We start from the raw sequence: 14,034 nt of genomic DNA, 5'->3' as shown, positions 1-14,034 counted from the left end.
TAATTATAATATTATTTGTATTAATGAGTAAAATTTGTATTAATATTAAACAGCGAGATCTTTTGTGGCTTCTTGCATCAGCAGAAAATCAGGTTGCTCTTTTTCAATAACAGCTTTTTTCAATACCATAAGCAATATCGTAAACTGAGACGCCAATGCGACGAAGCAAGTTCCAGCTAATAATCTTCAACCCTTTATAGAGAACAAACCCCTTCCACCACGATTAAGGAGAGAGCATGTCAGGGGCTATCAAACCAAAGCTGCCATTCCTTCATTTTTCCTTCAGAAAAAAAGACATTAATGAACAGACTCCCTCCCATCAATTAAAAAGAGCGCTTTCAGCCGTAAGCTTGGTCTCTATTGGCATTGGCGCTATTATTGGGGCAGGGCTATTTTCTCTCACTGGAATTGCTGCTGCAGAAAATGCTGGGCCTGCCATAACCCTTTCCTACCTTCTCGGGGCTATAGCCTGTGTTTTTGTGGGCCTATGTTATAGCGAAATGGCCTCCATGATTCCCTTTTCAGGCAGCGCCTATACATATTCCTACGTTACCATGGGAGAGCTTGTCGCCTGGATTGTGGGCTGGGATTTAATTCTGGAATACGGGGTTGCGAGTGCTACCGTAGCCGTAAGCTGGTCACAATATGTGGCGAAGATTTTGGATTCATGGGGCATCCATCTTTCTCCACGTTTTCTCTCTACTCCCTTTGAAACTGTAACATTGTCTGATGGCAGCCAAGTTCAGGCTTTTTTTAATCTTCCGGCTGTCTTTATTATCTGTGCCATCTCATTGCTTCTTATAAAGGGCATTACAGATTCAGCACGAATAAACAATATAATCGTGGGGATTAAAATTGCCGTTATTGTTGCGGTAATTGGTTTTGGTATTCCCTATATAGAAACCGCTAACTATCAGCCCTTTATTCCTCCTAATACTGGGGTCTATGGTCACTATGGCTGGTCTGGTGTTATTACTGGAGCAGGGACGGTCTTTTTTGCCTATATTGGCTTTGATGCCGTCTCCACCGCTGCTCAGGAAGCCAAAAAACCCGCCAGGGATATTCCCATTGGCATATTGGGAAGCTTGGCTATTTGTAGTTTGGCCTATATTACTTTTTCAATCGTATTAACCGGTATGGTTCGCTATTCAGATATGGTAGGAGATGCATCACCCGTTATAACAGCGATCAATAAAACACCTTACCTCTGGTTAAAAAATCTGATTGGTTTCGGTATTATATGTGGGTTTACCTCGGTAATACTTGTGATGCTTCTTGGCCAAAGCCGTATTTTATTCAGCATGTCACGAGATGGTTTGTTGCCAAAATTATTCTCTACAACTCATCAAAAATGGCAAACTCCATGGTATACACAAATTTTGCTTATGATTTGCGTAAGTATTATTGCTGCGGTTTCTCCCATACAGAAACTTGCTCATATGACATCCATAGGTACCCTTTTTGCTTTCACCATCGTCAGCATAGGCGTGATTATATTGAGGGTTGTTGAGCCTCATAAAACACGAAAATTCCGTATTCCAGGAGGTTTTACCATACCCATACTAGGCATTTTAACATGTGGAATGATGATGTTATCTCTTGATAGTATGACTTGGTTGAGGCTCATCCTTTGGTTAACTATAGGGATTATAATTTATTTCTGTTATGGACGATATAATAGCAAACTACAAAAGAAATAATCTTCTTTAAAGACAAGGGGATATCCGGTAAAATCAAGAAGAAACTTTACGAAAAAAAATAAGGTTTTATCGGCTTTAAAAGAGAAATTTAGCAAAAGAGAATTCAGCTTTAATTTTTAAAAGGGCCTTAATAAGAGCCCATCTAAATATTTTATAATATATATTATGCCAAATTGTATCTTAGAAAAAATTATGATAGAGATAATGAAATGATACATAAGAGAATTAAAGATCCTAAATGGAACCTGCTAACCCGTTTTCAATTGGCATGGGAAGTAGATCAGTGGCAATGGGAAATTGGTGAGTATACCTACGGTAAACCTCTTGTTCTTGAGCCAGAAATGGCGATGCTTAAAATCGGCAATTACTGTTCTATCGCCCCTGATGTTACAATAGCCTTGGGTAATCATAGAACTGATCTGGTAACCACCTATCCTTTTAATGTTTTAAAAGAATATTGGGGTAATTTTCCTGAGCATTATGAAGATCATGATACTAAAGGTGATGTTATTATCCATGACGATGTCTGGATTGGTAAAAATAGTATCATACTTTCCGGTGTTGAGATTGGAACTGGTGCCGTCATTGGGGCCCACTCCGTCGTCAGTAAATCGGTTGCCCCTTATACGATTGTGGCGGGTAACCCTGCGCGTCCCATAAAAAAGCGCTTTTCTGAGGAAATTTGTAATCGTCTGCTCAAAATATCCTGGTGGAAATGGGAAAAAGAGAAAGTAGAAAAGTTTCTTCCCCTTCTCTTAAGTAATGATATAGAGAAATTTCTGACCGAGGCAGAAAAATCGTAAATGCTCAAGACAGAATGCTTGTTGTATATTTAAAGCTGAATTCTCTTTTGATAAATTTCTCTTTTAAAAGTGACTCCATCCTTGATTTGAGAATTTCATTTCATGACCTTCTTTATTGATAATCTTCACGCTTGTATGTTTTGCAGTAAAAAAACCGATCTGCGTAACAGGAATATTCATACGATGGGATATTTCTTGTAATTGTTTAGAATTCTTCGGTGAGATGCCAATAAGAAGTTCGTAATCATCTCCCCCCGTTAAGCAGGTTTCTAACCATGCAGAAGAAAGCGAGCGAGCTTGTTGTGAAAAAGGGATTTTTTCAAGCTCTATTGTAACCCCCAATTGATTAGCACGCACTAAATGCCCAGCATCCTGAATGAGCCCATCTGAAACATCCATGGCAACATGGGCTAATCCTGCAATGGGCAACCCTACCCTTGGTTGAGGCAGCCGATAACGATTGACAAAATAGCCTGTTGACTCTTCCAGTTCATTCAACAAAGCTTTTAGGCCAAGCGCACTATCCCCTATGATTCCTGTAACCCATAATTCGTCACCCTCTTGAGCACCCGTTCGTTTAACCGACAAACCTTGTGTTACAGTTCCCAAAATCGTCAGAGATAAAACCAAATTACCCTCTGTTCGCGTGGTATCTCCACCCAGAAGAAATATTTTATAAGTCTCTTGATCTCTTCTTAAGCCCTCACAAAAAAGCTCGAACCATTCTTCTGAAATATGAGGTGGCCTTGAAATGGTTAGAAGATACCCTAAAGGTGTAGCTCCCATCGCAGCCATATCAGAAAGATTACACCGCAAAAGTTTTTGGCCGACCGTATCCGGTGGGTCAGAGCTGAAAAAATGAACCCCCTCTACCATGGCATCAGCAGAAACTACCAGCTCGTCTCCTGCAGAAATCTTTACAATTGCTGCATCATCTTTTAACCCTAAAGCACCTTCACCCGCTAGAGAACGAAAGTTTTTTTCAATAAAAACAAATTCTTTAGAGAGTTCCACCATACCTTTTATTGAGAAAAATCGTCGGGTCTGAGGGTTCTTGCTATTGTATTTAAAATACCATTCGCCATTTTTGGCTCATCACCGGAAAAAAAACTATGGGCTACATTAATATACTCATTAATCACTACCCGCGATGGGGTTTCCTTAAAGGCGTATAATTCTATAATAGCCATACAGAGCAAAGATTTTAAAACAGGATCAATACGATTAAGAGGCCATTCCACAGGCAACGTTTGCGTAATCTGCTCAAGACTTGTAGGAAAATAAACCTGTGCCGATTGAATAAGCTGGCTAAAGAATTTTACATCGGCCTTTTCCATAAGGGTATTATCACCACTTGTGGCGTCTATTTCGGCAGGACGCAAACGGAAGAACAAAAACTGTTGCTCTATTTGGTTTAAATCTTCGCTAGACTGTTGATGTTGAAATAAAGCTTGAACAGCAGCTATCCTTGCCGCTGTTCTAGATCCTAGTCTGTAATGCTCTGAAGGTTTATTCATAGTTTAGCGTCATGATATCAATTTCATTCTTTATGAGTGGGAAGAGGGTCATTTTGCTTCCCTTCAACCTCGATAGGGTTTGTAATAGACTGAACAATTTCTGAAAAGTCTTTTGCACCGCGAAAATCCTTATAAACGCTTGCAAAACGTATGTAAGCAACAGGATCCACAGTCAGTAATTTTTTCATAACCAGTTCTCCAATATAACTGGATCTGATTTCATTTTCACCATAATTTTCCAGTTCTCTTACAATATCATTGACCAAGCGGTCAACCTCACTTTCCTGAATAGGACGTTTCCTTACAGCAATTTTTATAGACCGCGCCAATTTATCACGATCAAAGGATACACTGCGACTATCACTTTTAATCACTGCAAAATCTCGTAAATAAATACGTTCGATGGTTGTAAATTTTTGTTGGCAAGAAGGACAAAACCTTCTTCGTTTTATGGAGGTTCCATCCTCTTGAGAACGACTATCTTTCACCTGCGTATCGTCAGAACCACAAAAAGGACAACGCATAATATTTAATTAACCTTTTTAAAAACCAATTATTAAAGTTTATATTTATGTATTTTTTAGTTTATAAATATAAACTTATGCTTGTTCTACTTTTACAATGCCCGGGAATGTTTTAATTCTTTCAATGGCTTCTGGTGTTATGCCATAGGTATCGGGCAAGCACATCTCAAGCTCTCTTCCTGTTTTAATTTCTGGAACCATAAGAACCTGCCCCTTACCAAAGGCTAACTGAGACAGCAGATCTTTTAAATAAGGCAATGGCGTTGTATCTTTTAGCCATATTCTTGTTTGTGTTGCTGTCTGCCCAATAATCTCTTCGAGTTTTTCGGCATCAAAAGCTGTGATCCGCACAGCATCATCGACAATCCGCAATTCTGCAGTAATGAGAACTGCTAAACCTGGTATGAGGACATCTCTTACTTTATGAAGAGTTTCTGAAAAAAATGTTACCTCGAAACCACCATAGCTATCAGAAAGACGAACCCATGCCATTTTCTTTCCTGTTTTTGTGGGTCTTTCTTTCTTATCAATAATACAGCCCGCAAGAAAAACTCTGCCCTGCCCTGCCCTAGCACTATGGTCAATATAGGCAGAGGGAATAACACCCTTTTTTTTCAAAAAACCTTTATAAGAATCGAGAGGGTGATTCGTCAGGTGAAATCCTATGGCTTCTGCCTCCTGACTTAATTTCTCAAATTCCATCCATTTCGTCTCTTCTACCAGTTTCATTGGGTTTTTGGCAACCGTAACCCCGCTTGAAAACAGGCCATTTTGACCACTCTCCTTTTCGGAAAAAACGGCATGAGCATATTTTAAAATAATTTCTGCAGAATAATAAATCTTTGCTCGGTCTTTATCCAAACTATCAAAAGCCCCTGCCTTGGCCAGATTTTCAAGCTGCATTTTATTAAGAAATTTTGGGTTAATGCGCTCTGAAAAATCCTCTATCGAAGCGAAAGGTCTCTGCCCACGGGCCTTAACCAGTTGTTCCATAGCATGGAAACCCACTTTTTTTATGGCCCCCAAGGCATAGCGAATAGATTGCTTGCTACTCTCTGGGTTAATTTCAATTTTAAAATCTGGAAAAGATTTGTTGATGTCCGGCGGTAAAATCTCTATCCCCATCCGTAAAGCTTCCTGGCGAAGGGAAGCAAGCTTATCCGTCTTTTCCCGCGCGAGAGACATACATGCTGCAATAAAGGCTACGGGATAGTTGGCTTTCATCCAAGCCGTACGATAAGAGACAAGAGCATATGCAGCCGCATGAGATTTATTAAACCCATAATCTGCAAATTTTGCCATTAATTCAAAAACTTCTGCAGCTTTCTCTTCTGAAACTCCCCGTTCTATAGCACCTTGGGTGAAAATGATTTTTTGCTGGTCCATTTCTGAGCGTATTTTTTTCCCCATGGCACGGCGCAGAATATCAGCAGCGCCTAGACTGTACCCTCCCATTTTCTGGGCGATCTGCATAACCTGTTCCTGATAGACCATAATCCCATAGGTTTCAGCCAGAATGTCTCGTAAATCTTCATGGGGAGGTTGCCATTCTTCACCATGTTTTCTATGACAATAATCAGGGATATTAGCCATAGGCCCTGGGCGATAGAGGGCAACCGCTGCAATCAGGTCTTCTAAGCGTGAAGGACGCATTTGTTTAAGAACATCGCGCATTCCTGCCCCTTCAAACTGAAATACCCCGGCAGTATCCCCCCGTGAGAGCATCTCGTAAGTAAGAGGGTCATCTAAAGGGATTTGTGAAAGATTGATAGAAACATCCAGCTCTTTAAGCATGTTAACACCGCGCTGCAGAACAGTAAGCGTTGTTAAGCCAAGAAAATCAAACTTCACCAGTCCTGCTTGTTCAACATATTTCATGTTAAACTGGGTTACCAACATATCGCTTCGTGGATCACGATAAAGAGGAACAACTTCGTCAAGCTTGCGATCTCCAATCACCACTCCGGCGGCGTGAGTACTGGCATGACGGTAAAGACCTTCAAGCTGTTGGGCGATTTCTAATAAGCGCCTAATCTCATCATCAGAATCTCGCATCTCTTGCAAACGAGGTTCTTCTTCAATCGCCTGCGCCAGCTTAACAGGTTTGGCCGGATTATTGGGAATAAGCTCGGCTACGCGATTAACCATTCCATAGGGAAGCCCCAAAACACGGCCAACATCTCTTACTGCTGCCCGCGCCTGGAGTTTTCCAAATGTTATAATTTGAGCGACCCTATCTGCTCCATATTCATTCCGAACATAAGAAATGACTTCATCGCGCCTATCCTGACAGAAATCGATATCAAAATCTGGCATAGAAATACGTTCTGGATTTAGAAACCGCTCAAAGAGCAGATTAAAAGGAATAGGGTCCAAATCAGTTATAGTTAAAGCCCACGCAACAAGAGAGCCCGCACCAGAACCGCGCCCCGGTCCAACTGGTATATCATGCTCTTTTGCCCACTGAATAAAATCGGCCACAATCATAAAATAGCCGGGAAAACCCATGCTGGAAATTACGCCAAGCTCAAAAGTTAACCGCTCTTGATAGATACGCTTGGTTTTTTCATCCAGAGCCATATCCTTTAACCGTTCCTGAAGGCCTTTGTTAGCCATCTCCCGAAGGGTTTCATCTTCTGTTTTCCCCTCATCCACTTTGGGACTGACAGGAAGCATAGGTTTACGTGTTGGAAATTTAATGGAGCATTTCTGGGCGATGGCAATAGTGTTATCACAGGCATCGGGAATGTCAGCAAATAACTCACGCATAACAGTTGGCGGTTTAAACCAGTGTTCTGGCGTTACACGCCAACGGTTTTCTTCAGCCATTGTACAGCCCTGTGCAATGCAGATTAACGCATCATGGGCCTCATACATTTCTTGTTTAGAAAAATAGCAATTGTTAGTGGCAACAAGAGGTAGGCCATATTTGTCAGCAAGGCTAATCAGCTCAGGCTCTATACTTCTTTCCAATGGCTGGCCATGACGATTTATTTCTATGGCTATATTGTCTTTAAACGCTCCTGATAATCTTTCAAGTAGGATATAAGCCTCTTTTGATCGATCTTGCTCAAAAAGAGCGGAAAGAACCCCTTCACTTCCTCCTGTTAAAAGATAAACCCCAGAAGTATGCTGAAGAAGAACTTCCAAAGGAACACTCGGTTTTGAGGGATCCTCGCCATGAATAAAGGCATAAGAACTCAGTTTTTGAATATTGGATAAACCTTCTTCGGTTTTTGCCAAAATCACAACAGGTTTTTGCCACGGCTGGAAGTCTGATAATTTGTTTTTATTATCGGAAAAATCAAGAATAACTCCAATTTCGCAACCAATAATGGGTTGAATTCCCTTAGAAGTGCTATATTGCGAAAATTCAAGTGCTCCAAACATATTGCCACTATCAGTCATTGCCACAGCTGGCATAGAATAGTGTTCAGCTAGGGCGACAAGATCTGCCACACGCATTGCCCCCTGGCTAAGCGAGTAGGCAGAATGGTTATGGAGATGAATAAAGTTGGCGTATGTCATGAGTAGACTTATCCAATTTTTCTGAACATATTCTTAAAAAGTACAGATAAAAGGCGCAGGATAGAATGCCCCTTCGACCGTAGGAAACACAGTTCATACAATAAAGCAAATAAAGCCAGAGGGTAAAGGTTTTTCGTTACGCTTGATCAAAAGTGTGGCTCTAACCACTTCCTAACGAAAGCTACACTGCCCATTTTCCATTATGGCAACTTTATCCATCTGGTCTGTCAGTTCTGCATTATGGGTTGCAATTAAAGCTGCCAATCCATGATCTCTGGCGGCAGATAAAAATTCCTTAAAAACCACTTCCGCTGTCTGATTGTCCAAATTCCCGGTAGGCTCATCAGCCAGCAAGATTTGTGGACGATTTGCTAAAGCCCGGGCAATAGCAACACGCTGCTTTTCACCACCAGAAAGTTTTCCCGGTAAATGATTGACCCGTTTCGCTAACCCAAAACCTGAAAGGAGCTCTTCTGCCCTTTTTCGAGCCGTTGATTGATCAACCCCTGCAATCATCATGGGAAGCATAACGTTTTCCACCGCAGTAAACTCCCCTAACAGATGATGGAATTGATAAACAAACCCTATTGATTTAAGACGTATCCTTGTTTTTTCTTTATCAGATAAGGCCGTTATCGGTTGACCATTGACAACAACACGCCCCTTATCGGGTGTTTCTAAAAGCCCAGCAATATGCAACAAAGTGGATTTTCCTGTTCCCGATGGGGCTACAAGCCCAACAATTTCCCCAGCTTTTAGCGATAAATTAAGCCCTTTAAGGATAGTAAGGGTTTCCTCTCCGCTGATATAGCTATGCGAAATCTCTTCAAGGATCAGGGGAAGCACTGTTTGACTATTCATGGCGAAGGGCCTCTACCGGGTCAGTTTTAGCAGCCTTCCAGGATGGATAAAGGGTGGCCAGTAAGGAAAGGGCTAAAGCCATAACGACAACTTCTATCACCTGCCCCCACACCAACTTGGCCGGTAGATGTTCCAGATAATACACTTCAGGATTAAAAAGGTTGGTTCCTGTAATAGCCTGTAGTCCCTGGCGGATATGTTCAATATTGAGGCAGAAAATAATTCCTAAAACTGTCCCTGCTACCGTTCCGAAAACGCCCACAGAAGCCCCACACATAAGGAATATTCGCATAATCGCCCCCTTGCTAGCCCCCATCGTGCGTAAAACAGCAATATCACGGTTTTTATCTTTTACCATCATAATCAAGGAGGAAATAACGTTAAAGGCTGCAACAATAATAATGAGGGTTAAAATAAGAAACATAACATTTTGCTCGACCTGAACAGCCCCAAAAAAAGCGTTGTTACTTTGGGTCCAATCCTGCACGCGCACACGAGAATGCTGCAAGGCCTGTTCTATGGTCTTGGTTACACTCCTAACATGCTCTGGGTCTGTTGTTGCGACCTGAATAAGGGTGACGGCATCAGGCATTTGAAAGTAGATTTGGGCTGAATGAAGGGGAATAAAAGCATAACTGGCGTTATAATCCCTTACGCCCGCATCAAATATAGCCACGACATGATAAGTCTTGATCCGCGGCACTGTTCCAAAGGCAGTGGCTGCCCCATTAGGCGAAATAACGGTAAGGTCAGACCCCACTGTAAGATTGGCGCGCCGAGCAAGAGTAATTCCGATAACAATGGCATCTGGCTCATTAAAGTTCGTGAGATTTCCCATCACAATGGAGGAGCTAATAGCCGGCATGTTTTTGAAATCTTCAGGTCTGATCCCTCGAAGCAGACCCCCACCACTATATTGGCCCACACTGAGCAACACTTGTCCATCAACCAAAGGCGTAACAGATTTTACACCTGGAACCGTTTTTAATCTCTCTGCCAGGGTTTGGTATTGTCCCAAATAGGTATTTTTGCCGTAAATGCTTAAATCTCCATTAAGGCCAAGAATACGCCCCAATAGATCGGCCTTAAAACCATTCATCACTGACATAACAATAATAAGGGTGGCCACACCAAGGGCTATTCCTATTAAAGAAAAAATAGCAATAATGGAAACAAAGCGCTCCCCTTTACGAGCTCGCAAATACCGCCCTGCTATTTTTCTCTCAAAGGGGCCAAACATATAAATATCCCTTACTATTTAAGCGTGTTTGACGAAAACCGTGCCAACAAGTTCTCAACAGAAATTTCTTCCTTCTGCCCTGTAGAACGCCTTTTGAGTTCAACAGTATTTTTTACAGCCCCTTTCGGGCCAACAACAATCTGCCATGGATAACCGATCAGATCAGCATCAGCAAATTTAACCCCAGCCCTTTCGTTACGATCATCATACAGGCACAGCTCAGATAAATGTGCATAAATTTTTTCACATAAGGCAAGACTTGCCTCATCTTTATTCCCAAGGTTCAGCAAAACCACTTTATAGGGGGCAACTTCATCTGGCCAGATAATGCCATTCTCATCATGGCTTGCTTCAATAATAGCACCAACCAAACGAGAAATACCAATACCGTAGGAGCCCATTTCAGGAAAAAAGGGAGCACCATCAGCACCATTGACACTAACTCCCATGGATTGGGTATATTTCTGACCAAAATAAAAAATATGCCCAACCTCAATCCCCCGCCCTTCCCTTTGCCGTTCTGCCGGCACGAGGCTCCACGCTTGTGTATCGTGCTTTTCATCCGTAGCAGCATAGTGGTGGGTTAGCTCATCAAAAAAACGATGCAAATCCTGGGAACTCGTTGTATCAACAGCAGTTTGAAGCCAGTCCTTTTCCTCAAGGAGGCTATCGTAAAAAACTCCGCTTTCTCCTGTAGGGGCCAGAATAATAAATTCGTGACTTAAATCTCCTCCAATAGGTCCTGTATCGGCCACCATGGGAATAGCCCTTACTCCCAATCGTTGAAAAGTACGCAAATAGGCCAACATCATTTTTTGATAGGTTTTACGTGCCTCCCCATAGCTGGCATCAAAACTATAAGCATCCTTCATAAGAAATTCACGCCCACGCATAACGCCAAAACGGGGACGGATTTCATCACGAAATTTCCATTGGATTTGGTAAAAAAGTTGGGGCAGCTCTTTATAGGATTTGACCACCTGACCAAAAAGGTCAGTAATCATTTCCTCATTCGTAGGGCCATAGAGCAAATCCCTTTTATGGCGATCTTGGATTCTAAGCATTTCTGGCCCATAGGCATCGTATCGACCCGATTGTTTCCATAAATCGGCAGATTGTAGAGTTGGCATTAAAACCTCTTGGCCGCCAATCCTATCCTGTTCCTCTCTCACAATTTGGGCAATCTTTCTGAGAACTTTCAAGCCTAATGGCAGCCAAGTATAAATGCCAGAGCTTGTCTGCCTAACCATGCCAGAACGCAACATAAGCCTATGAGAAGCAATTTGTGCCTCTGCCGGTGTTTCTTTAAGTGTAGCAATTACGCTTTGAGAAAGGCGCATAAAGTACGATCCTGTCAACAGAAATAAAAAAGCAGTATGGTATAACCCTTGAGCTAAACTCTCAGCAGATGGACATCCACTAATGGTCTTTTTTGCAGCTTGTTACCAAAGGCGCGACGCAAAGCCGTTTTACTGGCCTCTTTGAGCAGGTTATCATCAAGGCGTATTTCTTCAGGAAGATTTTCAATAGCGACAGCAAAACTTTCCGTTACCCGTTCTGCTTCAGGATCTTCTTTGGTCAACAAGCCAGGGGCACTGATTTTAGGATCACCAATGAGGTAGCCTTCATCATCGATAGCCAAGCTTGCAATGATCATACCATTATACAACATTTTGCGTCGCTTGGACATAATATCACCATCGATAGGAAGTAGCCGCCCCCCATCAACTGCAAGCTGGCCTGTTACAGCTGTATCTATTACCTTTACCTCCCCTGGTGAAAGGTTGAGAAGATCACCATCCTCCAGAAGAATGGCCTGGGCACCATGCTCTTTGGCAAGGGTTGCATGGCTGCTTAAATGGCGCCATTCACCATGAACAGGAATAATATATTGGGGCTTTATGGCTTCGTAAAGCTTATGCATATCCCTTCTGGTCGCATGGCCAGAAACATGCACGAGATCATCACGATCCGTAATAATTTTTACTCCCCGACGTGCCAGAAGATCCTGAACACGGATAACAGCCTGTTCGTTACCAGGTATCATACGGCTACTGTAGATAACAGTATCCCCGACCCCAAGAGAAATATTCTGGTGGGTATCTGCTGCTATTCGGGAAAGTGCTGAACGTGGTTCGCCTTGGCTTCCCGTAATGATCATGAGGGTCTCATGATCAGACAGAGAATTCACCTGCTGTTCTGTTAAAAAGGGTGGTATATCTTTTAAATAACCACATTCACGGGCTGAACCATCAATGTTTTTTAGAGAACGACCAACAATAACAACCTTTCTGTTGGCTTCCTGAGCAGCTATGGCAATGCTTTCTATCCTTGCAACATTGCTAGCAAAACAAGTTACTGCAACTCGCCCCTGTAAGTTTGAAATAATCTTGGCCAGGCTTTCTCTTACGCTCAGCTCTGAATCAGAATCTCTATCCGTTAGCACATTGGTGCTGTCGCCAATCAGGGCCAATACCCCTTCCTGACCAACCGCTTTGAAACGTTCCATATCTGTAACAGGCCCAATCAAGGGGGTTGGGTCTATTTTCCAGTCCCCCGTATGGACGATAGTCCCATAAGGTGTACGCATGATAAGAGACTGGGATTCGGGGATAGAATGGGCAACGGGAACAAATTCAATATCAAAAGGACCTACCGAAAACTGACTTCCTGGAGGGATAATATGGATTGTTATTTTAGAAAGAAGCTGGGCTTCATATAGCTTCTTTTTTAATACAGCAGCTGCAAAAGGGGTTGCATAAATAGGGCATCCTAATCCCTTCCATAAATGGGCAACCGCACCGATATGGTCTTCATGGGCATGTGTTATAACCATACCGCACAAATCATCCCTATACCCCTCAATAAAGGAGGAATCGGGAACGAGAATATCGGCTTCTGGAGTATTATTTCCACTAAACCCAATACCACAATCCACGATTAACCATTGACCGTCCATACGGTAAAGGTTGAAATTCATTCCGATCTCGCCCGTCCCTCCCAAGGGAAGGAAAGCAAGACCTTTACTCTGATTATTCATTTATTATTCCTTATAGTATTAAAAATTACTCTTTATCTTTTTGCATTGTCAAAAACGTTCTCTCTGCAAGAATACGTAATCCGTTGAGGGTCAGCTCACCGTCTATATAGTCAAAAATTGCGGTACCTTCAGAAAAAAGCGGTGCCAACCCACCCGTGGCAACAATTTTCATGACAGGTTGAAATTCTTTTTTTATGCGCTCCACAATACCTTCAATAAGGCCGATATATCCCCAGAATAAACCAGAGCGCATAGCTGGTATAGTACTACGGCCAATGACAGTTTGCGGACGACCTATACCAATACGAGGCAACTGGGCTGCAGCCCTATGCAAGGCTTCAACAGACAGGTTAATGCCAGGCGCTATAACACCACCACAATAAGCACCATTTTCATCAACGACATCAAAAGTCGTTGCTGTTCCAAAATCAATAACAATCAATGGTCCCTTATAATAATCCTGTGCTGCCAGGCCATTCAACAATCTATCAACGCCCACTTCATCAGGGTTATCTACATGGATAGGAAAGCCCCAATTTAACTTAGAAGATGCAATAATGGGCTCTATATTGAGCCATTCCATACATAGATGCCTCAAATGATATAATGCAGCAGGAACAACAGTACCAATAATTGCACGGCGAATTAATCGAGGAGAAATATTACACTCTCTCAGTAAGGAAAACAGCCATACCGCATACTCATCAGCAGTGCGTTGAATTTCCATGGAAATACGCCATATACCCTGCCATTTTTTTTCGTGATATACAGCAAATACAACATTTGTATTTCCTGCATCAATGACCAGCAACACAATATAG

Annotated in this window: 11 protein-coding genes; 2 read left to right on the top strand and 9 right to left on the bottom strand. The window is 42.2% G+C overall.

The window, feature by feature from the left end:
- Positions 1-236: 236 nt before the first annotated feature.
- Together JGUZn3_RS08530 and JGUZn3_RS08525 are read left to right on the top strand one after the other, a co-directional pair.
- Positions 237-1,700, top strand: a complete 1,464-nt coding sequence (locus tag JGUZn3_RS08530; RefSeq protein ID WP_203413122.1) for an amino acid permease — start codon at positions 237-239, stop codon at positions 1,698-1,700.
- A 209-nt stretch (positions 1,701-1,909) separates the two neighbouring features.
- On the top strand, positions 1,910-2,503 hold the full coding sequence (locus JGUZn3_RS08525; protein WP_203413121.1) for a CatB-related O-acetyltransferase: 594 nt from the start codon (positions 1,910-1,912) through the stop codon (positions 2,501-2,503).
- Between the two features lie 63 nt (positions 2,504-2,566).
- Here JGUZn3_RS08525 and thiL read toward each other — a convergent pair whose 3' ends face one another.
- The 9 genes from thiL to JGUZn3_RS08480 form a co-directional block, all read right to left on the bottom strand.
- Positions 2,567-3,520 (bottom strand): thiamine-phosphate kinase, encoded by a 954-nt coding sequence (gene thiL / locus JGUZn3_RS08520; protein WP_203413120.1) that lies wholly within the window; start codon positions 3,518-3,520, stop codon positions 2,567-2,569.
- A gap of 5 nt (positions 3,521-3,525) precedes the next feature.
- Positions 3,526-4,020: a transcription antitermination factor NusB gene (gene nusB / locus JGUZn3_RS08515; RefSeq protein ID WP_203413119.1), complete on the bottom strand. Its 495-nt coding sequence runs from the start codon at positions 4,018-4,020 to the stop codon at positions 3,526-3,528.
- Positions 4,021-4,043: 23 nt separating this feature from the next.
- A complete protein-coding gene (gene nrdR / locus JGUZn3_RS08510) occupies positions 4,044-4,544 on the bottom strand; it encodes a transcriptional regulator NrdR (RefSeq protein WP_203413118.1) in 501 nt (166 codons plus the stop codon).
- Between the two features lie 75 nt (positions 4,545-4,619).
- On the bottom strand, positions 4,620-8,072 hold the full coding sequence (gene dnaE / locus JGUZn3_RS08505; RefSeq protein WP_203413117.1) for a DNA polymerase III subunit alpha: 3,453 nt from the start codon (positions 8,070-8,072) through the stop codon (positions 4,620-4,622).
- 171 nt (positions 8,073-8,243) lie between these two features.
- Positions 8,244-8,933, bottom strand: coding sequence for an ABC transporter ATP-binding protein (locus JGUZn3_RS08500; protein ID WP_203413116.1), 690 nt, complete (start codon positions 8,931-8,933; stop codon positions 8,244-8,246).
- A complete protein-coding gene (locus JGUZn3_RS08495; protein WP_203413115.1) occupies positions 8,926-10,173 on the bottom strand; it encodes a lipoprotein-releasing ABC transporter permease subunit in 1,248 nt (415 codons plus the stop codon). The genes JGUZn3_RS08500 and JGUZn3_RS08495 overlap by 8 nt, the downstream gene beginning before the upstream one ends.
- Positions 10,174-10,187: 14 nt before the next feature.
- Positions 10,188-11,513, bottom strand: coding sequence for a proline--tRNA ligase (gene proS / locus JGUZn3_RS08490; RefSeq protein ID WP_203413114.1), 1,326 nt, complete (start codon positions 11,511-11,513; stop codon positions 10,188-10,190).
- A 53-nt stretch (positions 11,514-11,566) separates the two neighbouring features.
- Positions 11,567-13,213 carry a ribonuclease J gene (locus tag JGUZn3_RS08485; protein ID WP_203413113.1) on the bottom strand — a complete coding sequence of 549 codons (1,647 nt, stop codon included), beginning with the start codon at positions 13,211-13,213 and terminating at the stop codon, positions 11,567-11,569.
- Positions 13,214-13,238: 25 nt separating this feature from the next.
- Positions 13,239-14,027: a type III pantothenate kinase gene (locus tag JGUZn3_RS08480; RefSeq protein WP_203413112.1), complete on the bottom strand. Its 789-nt coding sequence runs from the start codon at positions 14,025-14,027 to the stop codon at positions 13,239-13,241.
- Between the last annotated feature and the right edge of the window lie 7 nt (positions 14,028-14,034).

This window comes from Entomobacter blattae (genome assembly GCF_014672835.1).
GTDB lineage: Bacteria > Pseudomonadota > Alphaproteobacteria > Acetobacterales > Acetobacteraceae > Entomobacter > Entomobacter blattae.
The sequence above is the reverse complement of the archived record's forward strand: the minus strand, read 5'-3'. Positions and strand labels throughout refer to the sequence as shown.

Bases quoted from the DNA above. Each gene is read 5' to 3' on its own strand.
- JGUZn3_RS08495 (WP_203413115.1), bottom strand. From the start codon at position 10,173: ATGTTTGGCCCCTTTGAGAGAAAAATAGCAGGGCGGTATTTGCGAGCT.
- JGUZn3_RS08500 (WP_203413116.1), bottom strand. From the start codon at position 8,933: ATGAATAGTCAAACAGTGCTTCCCCTGATCCTTGAAGAGATTTCGCAT.
- nrdR (WP_203413118.1), bottom strand. From the start codon at position 4,544: ATGCGTTGTCCTTTTTGTGGTTCTGACGATACGCAGGTGAAAGATAGT.
- JGUZn3_RS08530 (WP_203413122.1), top strand. From the start codon at position 237: ATGTCAGGGGCTATCAAACCAAAGCTGCCATTCCTTCATTTTTCCTTC.
- proS (WP_203413114.1), bottom strand. From the start codon at position 11,513: ATGCGCCTTTCTCAAAGCGTAATTGCTACACTTAAAGAAACACCGGCA.
- thiL (WP_203413120.1), bottom strand. From the start codon at position 3,520: ATGGTGGAACTCTCTAAAGAATTTGTTTTTATTGAAAAAAACTTTCGT.
- JGUZn3_RS08485 (WP_203413113.1), bottom strand. From the start codon at position 13,213: ATGAATAATCAGAGTAAAGGTCTTGCTTTCCTTCCCTTGGGAGGGACG.
- dnaE (WP_203413117.1), bottom strand. From the start codon at position 8,072: ATGACATACGCCAACTTTATTCATCTCCATAACCATTCTGCCTACTCG.
- JGUZn3_RS08525 (WP_203413121.1), top strand. From the start codon at position 1,910: ATGATACATAAGAGAATTAAAGATCCTAAATGGAACCTGCTAACCCGT.
- nusB (WP_203413119.1), bottom strand. From the start codon at position 4,020: ATGAATAAACCTTCAGAGCATTACAGACTAGGATCTAGAACAGCGGCA.